At 71.0% G+C, this 19,891-nt stretch carries 19 protein-coding genes; 11 read left to right on the top strand and 8 right to left on the bottom strand.

Translation table 11 applies throughout. The annotated features are described in order from the left end of the window. The first annotated feature begins 14 nt into the window (after nt 1–14). The 7 genes from ACIPVB_RS07865 (at nt 15) to ACIPVB_RS07835 (ending at nt 11,306) form a co-directional block, all read left to right on the top strand. Nucleotides 15–485, top strand: coding sequence for an Lrp/AsnC family transcriptional regulator (locus ACIPVB_RS07865; protein ID WP_400367992.1), 471 nt, complete (start codon nt 15–17; stop codon nt 483–485). Further along, nucleotides 482–1,888, top strand: coding sequence for an aspartate aminotransferase family protein (locus ACIPVB_RS07860; RefSeq protein WP_400367991.1), 1,407 nt, complete (start codon nt 482–484; stop codon nt 1,886–1,888). The genes ACIPVB_RS07865 and ACIPVB_RS07860 overlap by 4 nt, the downstream gene beginning before the upstream one ends. Nucleotides 1,889–2,123: 235 nt before the next feature. Continuing rightward, nucleotides 2,124–3,485 carry an APC family permease gene (locus ACIPVB_RS07855; protein ID WP_400368216.1) on the top strand — a complete coding sequence of 454 codons (1,362 nt, stop codon included), beginning with the start codon at nt 2,124–2,126 and terminating at the stop codon, nt 3,483–3,485. A gap of 147 nt (nt 3,486–3,632) precedes the next feature. Continuing rightward, entirely contained in the window at nt 3,633–5,108 is a 1,476-nt protein-coding gene (locus ACIPVB_RS07850) for a DUF3375 domain-containing protein (protein WP_400367989.1), read from the top strand. 112 nt (nt 5,109–5,220) lie between these two features. Beyond that, nucleotides 5,221–5,946, top strand: coding sequence for a DUF4194 domain-containing protein (locus ACIPVB_RS07845; protein WP_400368214.1), 726 nt, complete (start codon nt 5,221–5,223; stop codon nt 5,944–5,946). Next, nucleotides 5,943–9,290 (top strand): ATP-binding protein, encoded by a 3,348-nt coding sequence (locus tag ACIPVB_RS07840; protein ID WP_400367987.1) that lies wholly within the window; start codon nt 5,943–5,945, stop codon nt 9,288–9,290. The genes ACIPVB_RS07845 and ACIPVB_RS07840 overlap by 4 nt, the downstream gene beginning before the upstream one ends. Before the next feature lie 246 nt (nt 9,291–9,536). Then, nucleotides 9,537–11,306 (top strand): Na+/H+ antiporter, encoded by a 1,770-nt coding sequence (locus tag ACIPVB_RS07835; RefSeq protein WP_400367985.1) that lies wholly within the window; start codon nt 9,537–9,539, stop codon nt 11,304–11,306. A 199-nt stretch (nt 11,307–11,505) separates the two neighbouring features. Here ACIPVB_RS07835 and ACIPVB_RS07830 read toward each other — a convergent pair whose 3' ends face one another. The 3 genes from ACIPVB_RS07830 to ACIPVB_RS07820 are packed head-to-tail and all read right to left on the bottom strand — an operon-like array spanning nt 11,506 to nt 13,787. After that, nucleotides 11,506–11,901 carry a ribonuclease inhibitor gene (locus ACIPVB_RS07830; RefSeq protein WP_400367983.1) on the bottom strand — a complete coding sequence of 132 codons (396 nt, stop codon included), beginning with the start codon at nt 11,899–11,901 and terminating at the stop codon, nt 11,506–11,508. 36 nt (nt 11,902–11,937) lie between these two features. Beyond that, on the bottom strand, nt 11,938–12,603 hold the full coding sequence (locus ACIPVB_RS07825; RefSeq protein WP_400367982.1) for a response regulator: 666 nt from the start codon (nt 12,601–12,603) through the stop codon (nt 11,938–11,940). Continuing rightward, nucleotides 12,600–13,787, bottom strand: coding sequence for a sensor histidine kinase (locus ACIPVB_RS07820; RefSeq protein WP_400367981.1), 1,188 nt, complete (start codon nt 13,785–13,787; stop codon nt 12,600–12,602). The genes ACIPVB_RS07825 and ACIPVB_RS07820 overlap by 4 nt, the downstream gene beginning before the upstream one ends. 134 nt (nt 13,788–13,921) lie before the next feature. Between ACIPVB_RS07820 and ACIPVB_RS07815 the strand changes: the two genes are divergently transcribed. Both ACIPVB_RS07815 and ACIPVB_RS07810 read left to right on the top strand, forming a co-directional pair. Continuing rightward, entirely contained in the window at nt 13,922–14,629 is a 708-nt protein-coding gene (locus ACIPVB_RS07815) for an ABC transporter ATP-binding protein (RefSeq protein WP_400367979.1), read from the top strand. After that, nucleotides 14,626–15,927, top strand: a complete 1,302-nt coding sequence (locus tag ACIPVB_RS07810; protein WP_400367978.1) for an ABC transporter permease — start codon at nt 14,626–14,628, stop codon at nt 15,925–15,927. Before ACIPVB_RS07815 ends, ACIPVB_RS07810 begins: the two co-directional genes overlap by 4 nt. A 158-nt stretch (nt 15,928–16,085) precedes the next feature. On the opposite strand, the gene ACIPVB_RS07805 is transcribed toward ACIPVB_RS07810, so the two are convergent. From ACIPVB_RS07805 to ACIPVB_RS07795, 3 genes are all read right to left on the bottom strand, one after another. After that, nucleotides 16,086–16,898 carry a shikimate 5-dehydrogenase gene (locus tag ACIPVB_RS07805; protein WP_400367977.1) on the bottom strand — a complete coding sequence of 271 codons (813 nt, stop codon included), beginning with the start codon at nt 16,896–16,898 and terminating at the stop codon, nt 16,086–16,088. A gap of 311 nt (nt 16,899–17,209) precedes the next feature. Then, a complete protein-coding gene (locus ACIPVB_RS07800; protein ID WP_400367976.1) occupies nt 17,210–17,380 on the bottom strand; it encodes a hypothetical protein in 171 nt (56 codons plus the stop codon). 59 nt (nt 17,381–17,439) lie between these two features. Further along, a complete protein-coding gene (locus ACIPVB_RS07795) occupies nt 17,440–17,799 on the bottom strand; it encodes a YnfA family protein (RefSeq protein ID WP_400367975.1) in 360 nt (119 codons plus the stop codon). A 215-nt stretch (nt 17,800–18,014) separates the two neighbouring features. Between ACIPVB_RS07795 and ACIPVB_RS07790 the strand changes: the two genes are divergently transcribed. Then, complete coding sequence (locus ACIPVB_RS07790) at nt 18,015–18,392, top strand: DUF732 domain-containing protein (RefSeq protein ID WP_400367974.1); 378 nt, start codon at nt 18,015–18,017, stop codon at nt 18,390–18,392. A gap of 39 nt (nt 18,393–18,431) precedes the next feature. Next, nucleotides 18,432–18,773 carry a hypothetical protein gene (locus ACIPVB_RS07785; RefSeq protein WP_400367972.1) on the top strand — a complete coding sequence of 114 codons (342 nt, stop codon included), beginning with the start codon at nt 18,432–18,434 and terminating at the stop codon, nt 18,771–18,773. 43 nt (nt 18,774–18,816) lie between these two features. Here the strand turns inward: ACIPVB_RS07785 and ACIPVB_RS07780 are convergent, their stop codons facing one another. Beyond that, nucleotides 18,817–19,455, bottom strand: coding sequence for a hypothetical protein (locus ACIPVB_RS07780; RefSeq protein WP_400367970.1), 639 nt, complete (start codon nt 19,453–19,455; stop codon nt 18,817–18,819). A gap of 203 nt (nt 19,456–19,658) precedes the next feature. Beyond that, nucleotides 19,659–19,856, bottom strand: coding sequence for a hypothetical protein (locus tag ACIPVB_RS07775; protein ID WP_400367969.1), 198 nt, complete (start codon nt 19,854–19,856; stop codon nt 19,659–19,661). Nucleotides 19,857–19,891: the final 35 nt, after the last annotated feature.

The following is a 19,891-nucleotide window of genomic DNA, read 5'->3' as shown; positions in this document are numbered from 1 at the left end:
ACCGTCGCTCCATCATGAGTCCGGCAACTGTTCGCACCCCCGTCATCGACAGCGTGTCGAAGGCCATCGTCGAGCAGTTGCAGGAGGACGGGCGCCGGTCCTACGCCGAGATCGGAAAGGCCGTGGGCCTGAGCGAGACGGCGACGCGTCAGCGCGTCCAGCGGCTGCAGGACGCGGGTGTCCTGCAGATCGTCGCGGTGACCGATCCCCTGCAACTGGGGTTCGCCCGTCAGGCCATGATCGGCGTCCGCGTCTCGGGGGACACCCGGGTCGCCGCCGCCGCGATGACCGAACTGCCCGGGGTGACCTACGTCGTCTCCACCGCGGGCTCGTTCGACCTGCTGGTCGAGGTCGTCTGCGAAAGCGACGACGACCTGATCGACCTGCTCAACGACCGCATCCGGTCGTTGCCCGACGTCGTCTCGACCGAGACCTTCGTCTATCTCAAGCTGCACCGGCAGCTCTACAACTGGGGAACCCGATGACACTCATCGAATCCGACCCGCACACCGACGCGCAGGCTTCGCTGCAGAAGAAAGCCCGCGACCACCTCTGGATGCACTTCTCCCGTCAGTCGACGATGACCGACGGCCCGGGCGTCCCGATCATCGTCAAGGGCGAAGGGCACCACATCTTCGACGCCGGCGGCAAGCGCTACATCGACGGCCTGGCGGGACTCTTCGTCGTCAACGCCGGTCACGGACGGCGCCGGATCGCGCAGGCCGCCGCGAAACAGGCGGAGGAGCTGGCCTTCTTCCCCCTGTGGTCGTACGCCCACCCGGCCGCGATCGAGCTGGCCGAGCGTCTCGCCCACCACGCCCCCGGGGACCTGAACCACGTGTTCTTCTCCACCGGCGGCGGCGAGGCGGTCGAGACGGCGTTCAAACTCGCCAAACAGTACTGGAAGACCCAGGGCAAGCCCTCGAAGCACAAGGTCATCTCGCGCGCGATCGCCTACCACGGCACCACGCAGGGCGCCCTGGCCATCACGGGGCTGCCCGTGATGAAGCACATGTTCGAGCCCGTCACCCCCGGCGGCTTCCGCGTGCCGAACACCAACTACTACCGGGCCGCGGAATCCGGCTTCGGCGGCGGCACCCCCGAGGAGTTCGGCCTGTGGGCCGCCGACCGCATCGAGCAGATGATCCAGTTCGAGGGCCCCGAGACCGTCGCCGCGGTGTTCCTGGAACCCGTGCAGAACGCCGGCGGGTGCTTCCCCGCTCCCGCGGGGTACTTCCAGCGGGTGCGCGAGATCTGCGACAGGTACGACGTGCTCCTGGTCAGCGACGAGGTCATCTGCGCCTTCGGCCGCCTCGGCCATTACTTCGGCGCCAGCGCGTACGACTACCAGCCCGACATGATCACCTTCGCCAAGGCGGTGACCAGCGGCTACTCCCCGCTGGGCGGCACGATCGTGAGCGACCGCGTCTACGAGCCGTTCGCCCACGGCGACGCGACGTTCCCCCACGGCTACACCTTCGGCGGGCACCCGGTGTCGGCGGCCGTGGCGATGGAGAACCTCGACGTCTTCGAAGAGGAGGGTCTGCTCGAGAACGTGCGCGCCAACTCCCCCGTCTTCCGCTCGACGCTCGAGCGCCTGCTCGACCTGCCGATCGTGGGCGACGTGCGCGGTGACGGGTACTTCTTCGGCATCGAACTCGTCAAAGACAAGGCGACCAAAGAGACCTTCGACGACGACGAGTCCGAGCGGCTGCTGCGCGGCTTCCTCTCCAAGGCCCTGTTCGACGCCGGTCTGTACTGCCGCGCCGACGACCGGGGCGATCCCGTGATCCAGCTGGCCCCGCCGCTCACGCTCGGCCCCGCCGAGTTCGACGAGATCGAGCAGATCCTGCGCGGCGTGCTCACCGAGGCCTGGACCCGCCTGTGAACGAGGGGATGCCGGCGCCCGGCGCGGCGGCATCCCTGTGCCCTCCGACACTCGGCGGGGACGCCCACTGCCTCTCCCGACCCCCGCTCGATCGAGCGGTGCTCCCGATGCTGTACCCGACACCATCCGCACGTCGCGTCCGCGCGACCCGCACCCTCTAGGAGGAGCCACGAACGAGAACTCCCGCGCCGCCACGGCCGCGCAGACTCGCTCGGGCGCGAAGCTCGCCCGCACCCTGGGCCTCTGGTCGATCGTCGGCCTGGGCCTGGGGTACATGACCCCCACCGTCGTGTTCGACACCTTCGGCCTCGTCGCCGAAGAGACGAACAACGTCGTCCCCGCCGCGTACGCGGTCGCCCTCATCGTGCTCGCCTTCACGGCCGTCAGCTACGGCAAGATGGTGCGCGTCATCCCGAGCGCGGGGTCGGCCTACACGTACGCCCGCGAGTCCATCCACCCCGGCGTCGGCTTCGTCGTCGGGTGGACCGCGCTCACCGACTATCTGCTGCTGCCGATGGTCAACGCACTGATCCTGCGCAGCTACATGGAGGCGCTGTTCCCCGACGTGCCCGGCTGGCTCTGGGTCGTGGTGTTCACCGCCGGCGTCACCGGCGTCATCTACCTGACGATGCGCGGTACCTCGAACGTCAACATGATCCTGCTGGTGTTCTCGATCCTCGTCATGACGGTGTTCGTCGTCATGGTCGTGGTGCAGCTGGTCGGCGGAGCCGGCGCCGGCACCCCCGTCTCGATCGCGCCCTTCGCCCACAGCGACGTGCAGTTCGGCGCCGTGCTGGCCGGCGCCACCATCGTGTGCTTCTCGTTCATCGGATTCGACGCGGTGTCGATGTACTCCGAAGAGGCCAAGACCCCGAAGATCATGCCTCGCGCGATCCTGCTCACCCTGCTCGCGGGCGGCGCCATCTTCCTCATCGCGGCGTACGTCACGCAGCTGCGCTTCCCCGACTCGGCCGCATTCCCGCCGGAGGCGATCGAGAACAGCACCCTCCCCGAGATCGGTGTGCAGGTCGGCGGGCCCGTGCTGCAGGCGGTGCTCACGGCGGCCGGCTTCGCGGCGACCCTGGCGTCGTGGCTCGCCTCGCACGCGTCGGTCTCGCGCATGCTCATGGTGATGGGCCGCAACAACGTGCTGCCGCGGCGCATCTTCGGCTTCATCAACCCCCGGACCCACACTCCGACCTTCTCGATCGTCATCGTCGGGGTGGTGAGCCTGCTGGCGATCTCGTTCACGCTCGAACAGATCGCGGCCTACATCAACTACGGCGCACTCGTCGCCTTCACGTTCGTGAACGTGTCGGTGATCGCGTGGTTCGCCGTCCGCAAGGGCCTGCGCAAGACCCCGGGCGACATCTTCCGCTACATCGTGATGCCGGGGATCGGCGTGCTTCTCACGGGTCTGCTGTGGGTCAACCTCGACCTGCACGCGCTCATCGGCGGTCTCATCTGGACGAGCATCGGCGTGGTGTACCTCGTCGTCCTGACGCGCGGGTTCCGCCGCCCGATCGCCTCGTTCGACGAGAACCAGCCGGTCACCGGCTACAACAAGACCGTGTCGGGCCCGCGCTCCGAGGTGTGAGGAACCGGTGTGAAGCGGGCCGCGCCGTCCGCTTCACACCGGAGCCGCGGCCGTCCCGTCGGCGCGCCGGATCCGCGCCGCCACGCTCTCGCCGCCCGCACCGCGCACCGCCACGGCCACCACCGCGCCGCCGGTAGACTTCCCTCAGTGACCCGCACCCGAGCCGAAACCGCGTACCTGCGCTCGGCGACGGCGTTCAAAAATCCGACGCTCGACCTGCTGCACGGGCGTTTCGCCCCCTTCGTCGTCGCCGTCCTGTCGGTGGTCTTCACTCCCGACCGTCCCGCCGTGGCCGTGGCCGACGCGCACGTCGAGGTGGGCGAGGCGATCGACGAGCTGCGCGCGGCAGGTATCGACACCGAGGACGACCGCCGCATCCCCGCGGGAACCGCGCGCGAGATCTGCCGCGGCTGGGTGCGCGTGGGCTGGCTGAGCCTGCAGATCGAGGACGACGTCGAGGTCTACCGCCTGTCGGCGCACGCGGTGGGAGCCCTCGAGATCGCCGGCCGCGCCGGCGGGGGCCGCGCGCGCGTGTCGCGTTCGCGCGTGCGCACGCTGCTGGACGCGGTCGAACGCCTCGCCCGCGACGCCGAGACCGACCCCGCCCGTCGCCGCGAAGCCCTGCTCGAGGAGCGCGCGGCCCTGGATGCCGAGATCGCCGCCCTCGACGAAGGCGTCGTGGAACCCCTCGACGACGAGCACCTGCTCGAAGAGGCCGAGAACGTCATCCACCTGGCCCGCGAGCTGCCCGCGGACTTCTCGCGCGTCGCGGAATCCATCGCGGCGATGCAGCGCGACGTCGTCGCCGAGCTGCGTCGCGACGTGCGCCCCACCGGCGAGGTCCTGCGCGAGTACCTCGAACGCGGTCGGCAGGTGATGCAGGCGACGCCCGAGGGCCGGGCGTTCCAGGGCGCGCTGCGCCTCATCGGCGACCCCGAGCACATCGACGAGCTCACCGACCGCGTGCACGCCGTGCTCACCCAGCCCTTCACGCGACTGATGACCCCGGAGCAGCGCAGTGAGATGGATGCCATCGCCCGCCGCGTCGAGGCGGGAGTGCACGAGGTGCTCACCGCCCAGCGGCGGGCGTCGCACGTCATCACCGCCCAGGTGCGCACGCATGACCCGATCCGCGACCGCCAGGTCGACGACCTGCTGCGCTCGGTGATGGCGGGACTGCACCGCTGGAGTCAGACCCGCGCCCCCGGCCGCGTGGAACCGGTGCGCACGCTGCCCCTCGCCGACATCGGACACCTGCGCCGTTCCCTCAGCGACGTGCGACCACCCGGTGCGCCCGAGCCCCTGGCATCCGACACCTCCGACGTGGAGTTCGTCGACGCCGACACCCGCGCCTGGGGCGGCCCGCACTACGGCGAGCTCGAGGCCTACGTGCGCAGCCTCGACGACGGTTTCGACCTGGCGACCGCGTTCGCCGGGGCGGACGCCGACACCCGGCGCCCCGTCGACCTGGTCGGTCTGCTCGAGATCGTCCACCGCGACGGCCTGGTCGAGACCGATGAGGTCTCGGTGGTCGAGGCCGTCCGTCCCGACGGCACGACGCGGCGCTTCGCCTTCGGAGCGGTCCGCGCCGCGAGAACGACAGAAACGGATGCCGATGACTGACGTCGACACTCTCCCCCGCGACGAGACCGCCGGGGCCGGGACCTCGGTCCGCGACGCGTCCCCCGCGGCGACGCCGGACGCCGAGACGCCCGCGTTCATCGCCCCGGTCGCGATGGAGAACGACCCCGACGCCCTGTTCGCCGGTGACCGCGGCATCCTGGACGCCGACGTGCGCCGCGTGCTGGTGCGCATCCTGCAGCGGCGGTTCCTGCTCGCCGAGGCCTCGCCGACCGAGTGGAGGCTGCTGCTCGAACACCGGCAGAGCATCGAGTCGCGCCTGAACGACCTGTTCGTGCGTCTCGTCGTCGACCACGCGCGCGGTGTCGCGTACAAGGAGCAGGTGCGCAGCGACGAGGTCGACGTGCCCATCCTGCTCAAGGACGAGGCGTACTCGCGCGCCGAGACCCTGGTGCTGGTGTACCTGCGCACGGTGTTCCAGCGCGAGACGACGGCGGGCACGGCATCCGCCCGCGTCGACGTCGAAGAGGTCGAGCAGACCGTGCTGACCTACTTCAGCGAGACCGACGGCACGCGCGCCAGCCAGCAGCGGGCCGTGCGCACCGCCATCGCGCGGCTGGACCGCGAGGGCATCATCGAGGAGGAGTCCGAGGGCCGCTACCGCATCGGTCCGCTGATCGAGATCGTGCTCGACGCCGCGACCCTGCGCGAGCTGCAGCGCTGGTTGGAGGAGCAGACGACGGATGCCGTGCCCCCGACGCCGGGTGAGGCGTCGACCGATCGCTCCCCCGCGGACACCGAGGGCGTGCGCGAACGCCGGGCTCCGGCATCCGTCTCACCCGTCCTGCCCGAGACCGCAGAGGAAGAACCTCTCTCATGACGATGCTCGAGACCCTGTTCGGGCTGATCCCCGCCGCCTCGCGCGGCCAGCAGTGGGTCGCCGAAGACCTGCAGCTGATCAACTGGGGCGGTTACGACGGTCCGCACCGCGTGCGGTTCGCGCCGACCGCGACGCTGCTGTGCGGCGGCTCCGGCTCGGGAAAGTCCACGCTCATGGACGCCTACGTGGCGCTGATGATGCCGCACACCACCCCCTTCAACGGTGCCTCCAACGGTGCCGTGGTGGGGCGCCCGCGCGGCCAGGAGCAGCGCAACATCCTCTCGTACGGGCGCGGCAAGCTCGACGAGTCGCGCACCGACGAGGGCACCAAGGTGCGGGTGCTGCGCGGTGACGGCGCCGACACGTGGACCGCGATCGCCATGACCTGGGCCGACCACGACGGCGCGCGGTTCACCGCGGTGCGGGCCTGGTACATCCCCGCCGCCGCCCGCACCCTCGACGACGCGGTCAAGGTGCGCGCGACGGTGCACGGCGCGTTCGACCTGCGTCAGCTGGAGCGGGCGGCGCAGGGCCACCTCTCCGACTCGGCGGTGCGGGCCACGGGCCTGGACACCCTCGCCACCGACCGCGAGTTCTCGGCGCGGCTGCACGCCGTTCTCGGGATCGGAGCCGCCGGTTCGGGCGCGAAGGCGATGAGCCTGCTCGCGCGCATCCAGGCCGGGCAGCAGATCACCACCGTCGACGACCTGTACAAGCGCATGGTGCTCGAGGAGCCCGAGACGCTCGCGGTCGCCGAAGCCGTGGTCGCCCACTTCGACGGGCTCGAGGGCACCCGCACCCGCATGGTCGAGGCACGCCAGCAGGTGCGCGCGCTCCAACCGATCCGCGCGATGAAGACGCGCATCGACGAGGCCGGCGAGAAGCTGCGCCTGATCGACGCGCTCGGGCGCTTCACCGACCCGGACTCCCGCGCCTCGCTCTGGCGCGCCGCACGCCGGGTCGACCTGCTCGGCGCCGTCGAGGACGAACTGCGCGAGCGCACGCACGCGACCGACGCGCTGGTGCGCGAGCGTCAGGGGCTGGCCGAGGCGGCCGACGCCGAGCGCGAGGGTCTCGGCGATGTGCTGCGCGCGGCCGGCGGCGACCGTCTCGATGCCGCCCAGCGCGAACTGCGCGCACTGGAGCGCCGCATCGCGGGGATGCAGCGCGACCGCGAGCGCTTCGAGGCCGCTCTCGCGGTGCTCGGCACCGAGGTCGAGACCGCGGCGGACTTCACCGCCCTCGTCGACGAGGCCCGCGGGATCCTGGCCGACACCGACGCCAAGACCGCCGTCCGCGACGCCTTCGTGGCCGCCAGCAGCCGGCACACCGACCTGCGCCGGCAGCTCGCCGCGCTCGAGACCGAGCACCGGCGCACGCAGACCCGCGACGACAACATCCCCCCGCGCCTGCACGAGGCGCGCGAGGCGCTGGCGGCGGCGGCGGGGCTCACGGCGGCGGAGCTGCCGTTCGTGGCCGAGCTCGTCGACGTGCGCACCGAGTACGAGCCGTGGCGCGGCGCCTTCACCCTCGCCCTGGGCGGATTCGCGACGACGCTGCTCGTGGATGCCGGGCACCTGGCATCCTTCCGCTCCGCGATCGACGGGGTGCGGCTGGGCGAGCGCCTGCGGTTCGAGGGCGTCCCCACCGACCTTCCCGAGCGCGGCGGGCTGGATCCCGCGACCCTGCCGGGGCGTCTGGAATTCCGCCGCTCCCCCTTCACGGGCTGGCTGCAGGACCGCCTCGAGCAGCAGTTCGCCTTCGTCTGCGTGGATGCCGCGACCCAGCTGTCGCAGCACCGCATGGCCCTGACGATCTCGGGGCAGACCAGCCAGGGCGCTCGCGGCGCGCACGGCGGGTCGGCGGCGCACAGCATCCTGGGCTTCTCGAGCCGGGTGCGCCTGACCGAGCTGGGCGAGCAGATCGTCACGGTCCGTCGCGACCTCACCGCCGCCAAGGCCGCGGTCGACGAGGCCGCCGCGGCCCTCGACGCCTTCGACGACCGGCGCGGCGCCCTCGAGAGGATCGCCGACCTGACGTGGGACCAGGTGGACGTGGCATCCGTCGAACGCGAGCGCGAGCGCTGGGACGAGACGGTGGCCGAGATCACCTCCGGAAACCCGCGCATCGCCGAACTGCAGGAGCGGATCTCGGGCACGCGCGCCCGCGCGGCGCGCCTGCGCGAAGAGATCGGCGCCGCCAAGACCGAGCAGCAGGCCCTCGCCGCACGATGGGCGCAGGTGACCGACGAGGTGGATGCCGCTCAGCTGCTGCTCGAGCGCGCCGACGACCGTGAGATCGCCCTGACGCCCGAAGAGATCGACTACCTCGACGCCCTGTTCGTCGCGCCCGGCTCGTCCGAAGCCACGCCCTCGCAACTGCTCGCACGCTTCGATTCCGCCCTCGAGTCGGCCGCGAAGCGTCTGGCCGAGGAGCAGCGCGCGGCGCAGGAGACGTGGGCCGATCAGCGCGAGGGCCTCCGGCGCACGCTCACCGCGTTCACCGATCGCTGGCCGAGCCCCAACCTGCTCGCCGACCCCGACGAGTCGCTCGGAGATTTCGAGCGCATCCTCGCCGATCTCGAGGCCAGCGGTCTGCACGAGCTCGAGGCGGAGTGGCGCGATTCGCTGCTGCGCCTGTCGGGCAACGACCTGACCAACCTCGACGCGGCGCTGACCCGCGCGCTGCGCGAGATCCGCGAGCGCATCGCGCCGATCAACGACATCATGCAGGACCTGCCGTTCTACGACGACGAGCACCGTCTGCAGATCGTCCCGCGCGAGAACCAGTCCGAGGTGCGACGCCGGTTCCGCCGCGAGCTGCGCGACGTGCGGGCGGCGATCGACGCGGCCGGCACCGACGATGAGCGCGAGGCCGTGTACGCGCGGATGGCGCGCATCATCAACCGCGTGCGCCCGGGTTCACCCGACTTCGCCGACCTCGTCGACGTGCGCAACCACGTGCGCGTGAGCGCCGAGCGCTTCCGCGCCGACACGGGCGATCACGTGGCGCTGTACGACCACATCGGCGAGAAATCCGGTGGCGAGTCGCAGGAGCTCATCGCGTTCATCGTCGGCGCCGCCCTGCGTTATCAGCTGGGGGATGCCGGATCCGAGCGCCCCCGCTACGCCCCGGTGTTCCTGGACGAGGCGCTGATCAAGGCCGACGCGCACTTCACCAAGCGCGCGATCGGGGCCTGGCGCGGGCTGGGCTTCCAGCTGGTCATCGGTGCGCCGAACGACAAGTACAGCGCGATCGAGCCGCACGTGGATGCCGAGTACGACATCCTCAAGGACACCCGCGGTCGGTCGTGGGCCAAGGCGAAGGTGGCTCTGCCCGGCTGAACGCGGGGCGCGGGGGCCGGGCAGGCGCGCGGGCGCGGGGCGGGCGCGCGAGCGCGGGGCGCCGGGCAGGCGCGGCCGGGCGCCGGGCGCGCGCACAACCTCCGTGATGTGCGCACCCTCCGTTCGTTCCGCCTCCGCGCGACCGAGGTTGTGCACATCGCGGAGTTTGCACCCGCACAGACCCCCTCGGGAATGCCCGCGCCTCTCTTTACGCTGTGACCAGGGGCACACGGGGAAGGCGGCAGGATGCAAGGACTCGAGATCACGGTTCTGCTCGGGCTCGCGATGCTCGTCGGCACGGTGCTGGCACCGCGGCTCCGGGTGGCGACGCCGCTCGTGCTCTTGGTCATCGGCCTGGCACTCGGCTTCATCCCCGCGCTGCGGCAGATCGAGCTGCCGCCGGAGACGGTGCTGCTGTTGTTCCTGCCGGTGATGCTCTTCCGTGAGGCGTGGACGACGTCACTCCGCTCGGTCCGCCGATCCTTGCGCTACATCGTGCCGATGAGCACGTTGCTCGTCGTGGCATCCGCCTTCGCCGTCGCGGGTGTCGCGACCTGGATGGGCGTGCCGTGGGAGGCCGCTCTCGTGCTGGGGGCTGCGGTCGCCCCGCCCGACGCCACGGCCGTCGCAGCCCTCGGCCGACTGCTGCCGGCGAAGACCTTCATGAAGCTCAAGGCCGAGAGCCTCACCAATGACGGCACCGCCCTGGTGCTGTACGCCATCGCCGTCGCTCTTCTGCTGGGGGATCAGATCACTCCCCTGCAGATCACCGGCATGGTGCTCCTGTCGTACCTGGGCGGCGCGGCCGCGGGGATCGCGGTGGCCGCTGCGGCGTTCTTCGCCCTGCGGCGGATGCAGTCCACCCTCACGATCAACCTGACGATGGCGTTGGTCCCGTTCGTGTCGTTCCTCATCGCCGAGCTCATCGACGCATCGGGGGTGCTGGCCGTCGTCTTCGCGGGCCTCATCATGGCGTGGGTGTCGCCGCGCATCACGACCGCCATGTCGAGAAGAGCAGCGGATGCCACGTGGCCCTTCGGCGTGTATTTGCTGAACGGCGCCCTGTTCGTGCTGATCGGGCTCGAGGTTCAGCTCGTGCTGCACGAGATCTCGGGGTCCGAGATCGGCATCCTGCTGCTGGTGACCGTGGCGGCGTGGATCGCGCTCTTCGTGGTGCGGTACCTGTTCCAGTGGCTGTTCTCGCCGTTCGCGCGACCGGCCGCGGGGTCGTCGAGATCGCTGCGCCATCGCTCGCGAGTGGTGAGCACGGTCGCCGGGTTCCGCGGAGCCGTGTCACTCGCGATCGCGCTGTCGGTCCCGGTCACCACGGCAGCCGGCGATCCGGTGGTGGGGCGCGACGCGATCGTCTTCGTCACGGCGGGGGTCATCATCCTGACGCTCCTGGTGCAGGGACCGCTCCTGCCGGCCGTGATCCGCTGGGCGAGGCTGCCGAGCGACGACGCCGCGGTCGAGGAGTACGAACTCGCCGAGCGGGCGATCTCGGGTGCGGCTCTGGCGGCCCTCGACGACCTCGCGGTCGAGCACGGCATCAGCGACCGCGTGCGCGACCGCGCTCGGCGAGAGGGGTACGAACGTCTCGAGCTCGCCAACGCCCGTGCGGTGGCCCGTCAGCGTGCCATCGAGGAGCGCGACCTCGCCGAGCTCGACGCCTCGTTCGACGACGCCTCGTCGACGGGCCCGGTCCCGCCCGAGGGTCTCGACGCCGATCAGCGCACAGGCGACCGCGCGGCCGCGGAAACGGATCAGGATGCCGCCTTCACCGGGCCCCTGCAGATGATCGCCGTCAGCGACGACATCGACGTCACCCAGCGCTCGCCCCTGCTGCGTCACAAAGAGGCGCAGCGTCTGCGCCTCGCGATCCTCGACCGTAAACGCGAGGTGCTGCTGCGCCTGCGCCGCGAGGGCACCATCGACGACCTCGTCGCCCGCCGGATCCTCGCCGACCTGGACGTGGAAGAGATCCGCACGCGGGGAATAGAGAAGGCGGGCGAGTGACCCCACGCCGGTCGACGACTCGGCGTGGTCCTCTGGGCGGTCAGACGGCCGTCTTGAGGCCAGGATGACCGGCGCGAGGGGCCCAGGCGCAACCGTTACGGAAAAGCGGAACGGATGGCACACCGGGCTCCTCGAGTCGCGGATGCGCTGCTACAAGACCCATTCTGAGTTCCCATCTATCGTCGACGGTCGGTATTCATCAGTCGAGCACCACCTCGATGTTGCCGTGCTCACCGAACACGCGCAGCACCAGCTCGAAGTACGTCTCTCCGCCCCCGGCGTCCAGCGCCTCGAGTGCGCGGCGCGCGGCATCCTGCGAGTACACCTCGGGTCGACCGAGCTTGGCGCGGTAGTACTCCTTCGTCGCCGCGACGCCCAGCGCCCGCCGCACGACGTCGGCGTGTCTCCAGATGACGCGCACCGGCTCCCCGCCGCGCAGCACCCCGAACCCGCCGTACAGAAGGTCGTCGAGAGCGTCGAGGCTCTCACCGAGCGTCCACTCCTCGTCCGGGATGAAGACACGGTTCAGCTCGGCATAGAGCGACGGGATGCCGCGGACCACTGAACCGTCGATCTCGAGGGTGCGCGGGGGCATGGCATCCATTCTGGTGCGCCCTCTCGGATCGGGGCGTCACTCCCCCGGGACCAGCAGTCCGCTCTCGTAGGCCGCGATGACCAGCTGCGCGCGGTCGTGCGCAGCGAGCTTGAGCATCGTGTTCTTCACGTGCGTCTTCGCGGTGTGCGGAGAGATGAACAGGGATGCCGCGACCTCGTCGTTCGAGCGGCCCCGCGCCACGAGCGCCAGCACCTCGCGTTCGCGCTCGGTCAGCATCGCGAGCGAGGGGGCGTCGCGCGGGGCGATGGTCTCGGAGCGGCGGACGTACTTCTCGATCATCGCGCGCGTCGCGACGGGCGACAGCAGCGCCCCGCCCTCGTCGACGGTGAGCACGGCGCGCACAATCTCGTCGGGCTCGGCGCCCTTGCCGATGAAGCCGCTCGCCCCCGCGCGGAGCGCAGCGACGACGTAGTCGTCCTCTTCGAAGGTGGTGAGGATCAGCACCCTCGTCTCGGCCAGGGCCGGGTCGGCGCAGATGCGCTCGGTCGCCTCGATGCCGTCCATGCGCGGCATGCGGATGTCGCACACCACGACGTCGGGGCGCAGCGCCGCGGCCAGCGCGACCGCCTCCACGCCGTCGGTCGCCTCGCCGACGACGTCGATGCCGCTCTGCGCGTCGAGCAGATCGCGCACGGCGGTGCGGATGAGCGCCTGGTCGTCGACGACGAGCACGCGGGTCATCGGTCTGCTCCGCTCGGTTCGACACGGGCGTGCGGCAGGCGCGCTTCGAGGCGGAACCCGCCCGGGGCCATCCCCGCCTCGAGGCTCCCGCCCACCGACTCGACGCGCTCGCGCAGGCCGACCAGCCCGAAGCCCGAGGCCGTCGGCTTCTCGACGGGTCGGTCCAGCGGGTTGGTGACGACGACCTCGACCGCTTCGTCTACCCGGCGCAGCAGCACGTGCGCGCGCCGGCCCGTGCCGTGCTTGAGCGCGTTGGTCAGCCCCTCCTGCACCACGCGGTACGCGACGATATCGAGGGTCAGGGGCAGGACGTCGGGGGCGAGCTCGTCGCGGACGACCACGTCGAACCCCGCCACGCGCACGGATTCGACCACGTCGCCGAGGCGCGCCAGCCCCGGCTGATCGCGTGCACCAGGCTCATCGGGGGCGCGCAGCACCGCCAAGAGCGAACCGATCTCGGCCAGAACGTCGCGCGACGCCGTCCGGATGGTCGCGAGGGCCTCGCGCGCCCGCTCCGGTCGCGCCTCGAGGGTCGAGGTCGCCACCCCGGCGTTCAGGCTGATCACCGAGATCTGGTGTGCGACGGCGTCGTGCAGGTCGCGGGCGATGCGCAGGCGCTCCTCGGTGACCCGCCGGCGCGCCTCGGCCTCGCGGGTCTGCTCGGCGCGACGGGCGCGCTCGATCACGGCGTCCACGTACGCGCGGCGCGAGCGCGCGGCATCCCCCAAGGCTCCCGCGAGGGCCACGGCCAGGCCGATCTGCAGGAACCGGGTGTCGAGCCCCGTGGTCAGTTCGATCACGATGCCGGCGGCGACCAGGCCCGCGACGGCGGGGATCGCGACGGGCGCGGCCTCGCGACGGGTGAGGCGGTCGGCCATGCCGTACGCGGCGATCACCACCGCGAGGGCCGCGCCCGGGGCGAGCGTGCCCAGCGCGAGGGCGGTGACATAAAGGGCGATGCAGGCGATCAGGACCGACCGGGGCAGGCGACGCCGCAGCGGCAGCAGCACCGCCGGGGCGAGGACGAGGGCGCAGACGAGAGGGCTCGACGGGCGCAGCTCGGGAAAGGGGACCGGCGCGAAGGTCGGCACCACGACGAGCACGGCGATGACGACGTCAACGATCCACGCGCGACCGGCCGGCACCAGGCGCGGCGGGGAGTCCGTCATCGGGTCGGGTCGCATCGCTCCAGTCTGACCGCTCGGGCCGCCGGCCCACCATCGCCCTGCCGGGTCGGTCGAGGAATACCCCCATGGGGGGAGGCGGTCACCCCCACCGAGCGACGCGGATGCCGGGGCCGGCGGGCGACAGTGAGGACATGGCATCCGCACCTCCTCCCCCACTGCTCTCGGTCACCGATCTGCACAAGTCCTACGGTCGCGGTTCAACCCGCTTCGACGCCCTGCGCGGCGTGAGCCTCGACATCCACCGCGGCGAGAGCATCGCGATCGTCGGCAAGAGCGGCTCGGGCAAATCCACGCTCATGCACCTGCTCGCCCTGATGGACATCCCCACCCGCGGCACCGTCCGTCTCGAGGGGACGGATGCCGCGACCCTGCGCGGGCGCCGGCTGAACCGCACCCGTAACAAGACGTTCGGATTCGTCTTCCAGCAGTTCTTCCTGACCCCCACCGCCTCGGTGCTCGAGAACGTGGTGCTCCCGATGAAGATCGCCGGGGTCGGGCGAGCGGAACGCCGCCGCCGGGGCCTCGCCGCCCTCGCCGAGCTCGACATGCAGGACAAGGCCAAGAACAAGGCCACTGCCCTTTCGGGCGGCCAGAAGCAGCGCGCGGTCATCGCCCGGGCGCTGGTGAACGACCCGCAGGTGATCTTCGCCGACGAGCCCACGGGGAACCTCGATTCCGCCACCGGCGCCGTGGTCGAGGACATCCTCTTCCGCCTGAATCGCGAGCACGGCATCACCCTGATCGTCGTCACCCACGACGAAGATCTGGCGGCCCGCTGCGACCGCCGGGTGCTCATCCGCGACGGGGTCATCGTCGCCGAGGAACGGAGCGCGGCGTGAAGACCACCGACCTCGTCGCGACGGCTGCGGCCAACACCTTCCGGTCCAAGACCCGCACGATCCTCACGGTCCTCGCGATCTTCGTCGGAGCCTTCACGCTGACCCTGACCAACGGCCTCGGTACGGGCATCAACCGCTTCATCGACGACACGGTCTCGAGCATCGGCTCCTCCGACGTGCTCACGGTGACGAAAGCGACGGGCGGGGCCTCGGCATCCACCGAACCGCAGCGATACGACCCCGAGTCCATCACCTCGGGCAACACCGACCCGGGGCGCCCCGGGGCCACCACCGAGGTGTCCGCGCTGACGGATGCCGACATCTCGGCGATCGCGCAGCTGCCCGGCGTCGAGAGGGTCGTGCCCACCAAGGCCGTGAAGATCGACTTCGTCCAGGTGGACGGCGGAGAGCGCTACGTCGCGGGAGCCGGGTCGCTCATCGGCGGTCAGACGCCGCAGCTCGCGGCGGGTTCCGCGCCCGAGGATACCGCGGCTCTGCAGGCGGCCATCCCGCAGGCACTGGTGGCCCCGCTCGGCTTCGCCAGCGCCGACGACGCGATCGGCGCGACCCTCACCATCGCCGTATCGGACCCGGTACGCACCCAGCACCTCGTCGAGGCCGAGATCACCGGGGTCACAGAGGGGGCGTTCGCCTCCACCACTTCACTGACCACCACTCCCGCCCTCGAGGACGCGCTCTTCACCGCACAGAACACGGGAGTACCCCGGGATCAGCTCGACCGGTACGCCAATGCGAGCGCGTTCGTGTCGTCCTCGGCCGATCCGGCACAGATCGATGAGGTGAAAACCGCGTTGACGGATGCCGGATACGCCGGCCGGACCGTCTCCGACCAGCTCGGAACGTTCACGGCCGTGATCGACGCCATCGTGCTCGTGCTGAACGCCTTCGCGGTGATCGCACTGCTGGCCGCGAGTTTCGGCATCGTCAACACCCTGCTGATGTCGGTGCAGGAGCGCACGCGCGAGATCGGTCTGATGAAGGCCATGGGCATGGGCAGCGGGCGGGTGTTCTCGCTGTTCAGCCTCGAAGCGGTCTTCCTCGGACTGCTGGGCAGTCTGATCGGTGCGGTCGTGGCGATGGCGGTCGGCACCGCCGTCAGCGCGCAGCTCGGTCAGACGCTGTTCAGCGACTTGCCGGGCCTGCAGCTGATCGCCTTCGACCCGGTGTCGATCGCGGTGACGACGGTGGCGATCATGGCGATCGCGTTTCTCGCCGGCAGCCTTCCGGCCGCGCGCGCCGCGCGTGCCGATCCGGTGGAGTCGCTGCGCTACGAGTGAGTGCGGGAGCGGACGGCCCGGGTTCGATCGAGCCCGGGTCGTTCGGCGCAGGCGGCACGACGCGGGGAGCCGGTGCAGCGCCCCGCCCGCGTCGCGGGCCGGCGGCTGAGCCGCGACCGCGAGCCTCGGACGAGGTCGTCGACTGCGTATGCCGCCGCTCACGCCCGCGAGTGCGCCGAGGCGCGCTGCACCTGGTCGGGCGTGGGCGTCACGCCGGTGTACCGGGCGAACTGACCGGCGGCCTGCAGCGCGATGACCTCGGCGCCGGTGATGACGTCGCGATCCGCCGCGCGCGCGGTGCGGATGAGCGGCGTCTCGGCCGGAAAGGCGACCACGTCGAACACGGTGCGCGCCGCCTCGATGTGCGCGGGCGAAAAGGCGAGGGTCTCGGCATCCGCACCGTTCATTCCGAGCGGCGTCACGTTGACGACGATCGCGGCGCCGGGGGCGGGATCGACGGCGATCCACCGGTAGCCGTACGCCTCGGCGAGAGCGGTTCCGGCCGCGGCGTTGCGGGCGAGAACGGTGACGTCGGCGAAACCGGCCCCGTGGAACGCCGCAACGACGGCCTTGGCCATGCCGCCCGATCCCCGGACCAGGACGGATGCCGCGGGGTCGAGCCGGTTGGTGTCGATCAGGGTCGCGATGGCTTCGTAGTCGGTGTTCGACGCGGTCAGCACGCCGTCGTCGTTGACGATGGTGTTGATCGAGCCGATCGCCGCAGCCGAGGCTTCGATGCGGTCGACGAGAGGGATCACGGCCTCTTTGAAGGGCATCGAGACGGAACAGCCCCGGATGCCGAGGGCGCGCACTCCGCCGATCGCCGCCGCGATGTCGGTGGTGGTGAACGCCTTGTAGACGAAGTCGAGACCGAGCTCGGCGTAGAGGAAGTTGTGAAAGCGCGTGCCGATGTTCGACGGCCGGCCCGACAGCGAGATGCAGAGGGTGGTGTCTTTGCTCAACTCGGGCATGGCCGGGGCTCCTTCGGTGGGGGAACCTTCATGGTAGGGCGGCCGGCCCCGACCCTTTCGGACGGTGGCGACGACGAAGGGCCGGACGCCTGTCGGCATCCGGCCCTCTCGTTCGAACCTCGCACGGAGGTTCCGGACGACTAATCGCCGCCGTTGATCACCGACAGGTACGACCCGAAGGGCCGGGTGCTCTCGGTGGCGGCGAAGTCGTCGGCGATGCCCTCGTGAGGCGCGTATTCGTTCTGCATGAACCGAGTCTGCGTGAACGGGCGTCCCGAGCGGGGGCGCTTGACAAGCGCCTAATATCTCGCCTAGCTAACTACTCGCTCTTCTAAGGTTTCGATCCGCTGCTCGAGGTAGGCGATGTAGTCGGCCATGTACGACAGCTTCGCCTCGAGACGGTCCAGACGCGGGCTGATATGTCCCTGGTTGTAGCTGAAGGGCACCTTGAGGGGGTTGTCCGCGTCGATCTTGGAAAGCACAGCGCGCAGCCGACTGGTGTCTCCGGAGGCGTTCGTCATGAGAGTCAGCGTACGCGCGCTCACGCGCCCGGTGTCGCGTCCGCCGCGGCGACACCCGGCTGCAGCACGATCAGCCCCGCCCCCACGAGTGCCACCGCCGAGCCGACGTAATCCCACACCGTGGGCCGGAAGCCGTCGACCACGATCCCCCACGCGAGTGACCCCGCGACGAAGACTCCGCCGTAGGCGGCGAGGACGCGCCCGAAATTCGCGTCGGGCTGCAGCGCCGCCACGAAGCCGTAGGCACCGAGGGCCATGATGCCCAAGAGGGCGAACCACCATCCCCGGTTCTCGCGCACCGCCTGCCAGATGAGCCACGCCCCGCCGATCTCGGCGACCGCGGCGAGAGCGAAGAGGATGACGATACGGGCTGTGGTCATGCGGCCATTATCCCGGGGCCCGCGCACGGGCGTCCGACCGGGCTGCCGGGATGGCCGCGCACCACGACCGCGCCCGCACCGCCCGGCGGCGTACGCTCGCCCCGCACCGGCCGGCGGCGTACGCTCGCCCCGCACCGCCCGGCCGCGTACGCTCGCCCCGCACCGCCCGGCGGCGTACGCTCGCCCCGCACCGCCCGGCGGCGTACGCTCGCGGCATGAAGAAGATCCGCACCGTCACCGTCGCGCTCGCGCTGGCCGCGGGGTTGAGCGGCTGCGGCGCGATCCCCGTCGGGTCGGCGCCCCCGGCATCGCCGACACCCACCGTCGACGCGCAGGCGCAGCGGGTCTACGAGCAAGAGGTCGCCTACGTGCGGGCCCTTCGTCAGCAACTGCCGAAGACCGACCTGTCAGCGACCCAGGTCTGGGTCGATCTCGGCCACGCCGTGTGCAAGGCCTACGACGAGGGGATCACCCCCAAAGAGGTGTTCGACTCGATGTCGGGCGGCGCGATCACGCAGCAGGAGGCGAGCGCGGTCGTCGTGATCTCCGGCATCCATCTGTGTCCCGAATACGCGCCGACGCCCTCGGGCTAGCCCGAGGGTCGAGCGCGACCCATCGCGTAGCCTGGGCACATGACGTGCAGCTCTCGCCCGACGCTCGCCGAGATCATCGGCTGGGTGGCCGACTACGAGAAGACCTCGCGCGTCGCCCACGCCACCGTCCACGTGCTGCCGCAGGACGACCTCGAGCACGTGGACTCGGGCATCGTGGCCGTGCACCTCAACCACGGCCCCGCGTCGATCTACCTCAACGTCGACTGCGAGCGGCGCTGGACCGCCGCACTCACCGAGCGCTCGGGAGAGTTCCCCCTGCCGGGCAGTCACCTCATCGCGCTCGGCGAAGAACTGCTGACCACCGGCCAGCTGTGCGAGTACCTGCAGAAGAGGACGGATGCCGCGGCTCCGGTGAGCTGAGAAAGCCACCGCCCTCGCCCCCGCCGCGGCAGCTCGACGGCGCTCAGGGCGAGGTCGTGCCCGTTCGGGCGACGACGGTGTGATCGTCGGCATCGGTGCGGACGCGGAACCCCGCGACCATGCTGAGCAGTCCGACGAGCCCGAGCGGGGCGAGGTTGTGCAGCCACCACAGCGGCACGGACCACAATTGCACCGCGCCCAGCAGCACGGACGACACCCAGACGGCCACGACCAGCCTCCCCCACCCTCTCGGAACGGTCGGGGACCGCCGCACGGCCAGCGCCGCGACCAGTGAGGCCACGAGAGGGACGATGAGGCCCGCCAGCCAGAACGCGGTGAGCGCGCTCTCGGCTGCGCGGTAGGCGTCCAGTCCCCGGTCGTACGTGGCCCGATCCATCTGGGGAAGGACGGGAGCGATCCCTGCGGCGGCGAGGGGCCACACCGCGAGAACGACCATCGCGACGAGCCCGAGGGGGCGACGGTCCACCACGCTCTCGGCACGCGTCAACCCCACGGCGAGCAACAGGATGCCGGCCCCCGCCAGCGCGTCCGAAACGGTGGTCACGAGGTGCGCGGTCTCGGTGGAGATGCGGAACCCCACGCCCAGCGAAACGCCGCGAAGCAGCATCGACACCAGCAGCAGTGCCCCCGCGATCACCCAGCTCTTGTTCGCTCCGCGCACCGTCGCCCCTGTCCGCCCCCGACGGGGCCCCCGTGGGCGATCCTATCGCATCGCCCGCCGCAGACCCGTCCGGTCGAGCGCGAGCGAGCGCGGCGGCGACCCCGGGGGCCGTCGCGCCGGCCCGCCCGTTCAGCCGGCGCTGACGGTCGGACTGTTGACGCCGACGAAGAGAACAGTGGGGCGGGTCAGGGTGTCTCCGAGATTCAGGCGGCGAGCTGCGGCAGCAGTCCGTCGATACGGCGGGCGAGGTGTTGGTAGGTCTGTTCGAAAGCATCGGGCGCGGTGGCGGAGACGGGATCGGGAATCGACCAGTGCAGCTGCGTGCGGTCGAGGAGCTCGTGGGCGCTGTCGCACACACTGATGAGCATGTCGTCGTCGAGCCGGAACATCGGAGTGCTCATCGTGACCGTGCTCATCGCGCCGGACGCGCGAGTGC

It is taken from the genome of Microbacterium sp. NPDC090007 (genome assembly GCF_044748345.1).
Lineage (GTDB): Bacteria > Actinomycetota > Actinomycetes > Actinomycetales > Microbacteriaceae > Microbacterium.
The sequence above is the reverse complement of the archived record's forward strand: the minus strand, read 5'-3'. Positions and strand labels throughout refer to the sequence as shown.